The sequence below is a fragment of the Streptomyces sp. AC555_RSS877 genome, assembly GCF_019049245.1.
Lineage (GTDB): Bacteria > Actinomycetota > Actinomycetes > Streptomycetales > Streptomycetaceae > Streptomyces.
This window is the reverse complement of the sequence record NZ_JAGMUK010000045.1, coordinates 1-1,847: the sequence shown is the minus strand read 5'-3', so window position 1 is coordinate 1,847 and position 1,847 is coordinate 1. Positions and strand designations below refer to the sequence as shown.

Annotated in this window: 1 rRNA gene; it reads right to left on the bottom strand. The window is 56.7% G+C overall.

Annotated features, from left to right (window positions below):
* Positions 1–22: 22 nt before the first annotated feature.
* Positions 23–1,847: ribosomal RNA gene (locus tag KUM49_RS20510) — 23S ribosomal RNA — on the bottom strand; the annotation flags it as partial.

Genomic DNA, 1,847 nt, shown 5'->3' with positions numbered 1-1,847 from the left:
AACACAGTGGACGCGAGCAACTGAGGACAAGCCCTCGGCCTATTAGTACCGGTCAACTCCACACGTTACCGTGCTTCCATATCCGGCCTATCAACCCAGTCGTCTACTGGGAGCCTTAACCCCTCAAGGGGGTGGGAATACTCATCTCGAAGCAGGCTTCCCGCTTAGATGCTTTCAGCGGTTATCCCTCCCGAACGTAGCCAACCAGCCATGCCCTTGGCAGGACAACTGGCACACCAGAGGTTCGTCCGTCCCGGTCCTCTCGTACTAGGGACAGCCCTTCTCAATATTCCTGCGCGCGCAGCGGATAGGGACCGAACTGTCTCACGACGTTCTAAACCCAGCTCGCGTACCGCTTTAATGGGCGAACAGCCCAACCCTTGGGACCGACTCCAGCCCCAGGATGCGACGAGCCGACATCGAGGTGCCAAACCATCCCGTCGATATGGACTCTTGGGGAAGATCAGCCTGTTATCCCCGGGGTACCTTTTATCCGTTGAGCGACGGCGCTTCCACAAGCCACCGCCGGATCACTAGTCCCGACTTTCGTCCCTGCTCGACCCGTCGGTCTCACAGTCAAGCTCCCTTGTGCACTTACACTCAACACCTGATTGCCAACCAGGCTGAGGGAACCTTTGGGCGCCTCCGTTACTCTTTAGGAGGCAACCGCCCCAGTTAAACTACCCATCAGACACTGTCCCTGATCCGGATCACGGACCCAGGTTAGACATCCAGCACGACCAGACTGGTATTTCAACGACGACTCCACCTGAACTGGCGTCCAAGCTTCACAGTCTCCCAGCTATCCTACACAAGCCGAACCGAACACCAATATCAAACTGTAGTAAAGGTCCCGGGGTCTTTCCGTCCTGCTGCGCGAAACGAGCATCTTTACTCGTAGTGCAATTTCACCGGGCCTATGGTTGAGACAGTCGAGAAGTCGTTACGCCATTCGTGCAGGTCGGAACTTACCCGACAAGGAATTTCGCTACCTTAGGATGGTTATAGTTACCACCGCCGTTTACTGGCGCTTAAGTTCTCAGCTTCGCCCGACCGAAGTCGGACTAACCGGTCCCCTTAACGTTCCAGCACCGGGCAGGCGTCAGTCCGTATACATCGCCTTACGGCTTCGCACGGACCTGTGTTTTTAGTAAACAGTCGCTTCTCGCTGGTCTCTGCGGCCACCCCCAGCTCACCGTGTAAAACGGATCACCGGTGATGGCCCCCCTTCTCCCGAAGTTACGGGGGCATTTTGCCGAGTTCCTTAACCATAGTTCACCCGAACGCCTCGGTATTCTCTACCTGACCACCTGAGTCGGTTTAGGGTACGGGCCGCCATGAAACTCGCTAGAGGCTTTTCTCGACAGCATAGGATCATCCACTTCACCACAATCGGCTCGGCATCAGGTCTCAGCCTCAATGAGCGGCGGATTTACCTACCACTCGGCCTACACCCTTACCCCGGGACAACCACCGCCCGGGATGGACTACCTTCCTGCGTCACCCCATCACTCACCTACTACAAGTCTGGTCCGTCGGCTCCACCACTTTCCTTTCCCCGAAGGGTCCGGAACGGCTTCACGGACTTAGCATCGCCTGATTCAATGTTTGACGCTTCACAGCGGGTACCGGAATATCAACCGGTTATCCATCGACTACGCCTGTCGGCCTCGCCTTAGGTCCCGACTTACCCTGGGCAGATCAGCTTGACCCAGGAACCCTTAGTCAATCGGCGCACACGTTTCTCACGTGTGTATCGCTACTCATGCCTGCATTCTCACTCGTCAACCGTCCACAACTCGCTTACGCGGCTGCTTCACCCGGCAGACGACGCTCCCCTACCCATC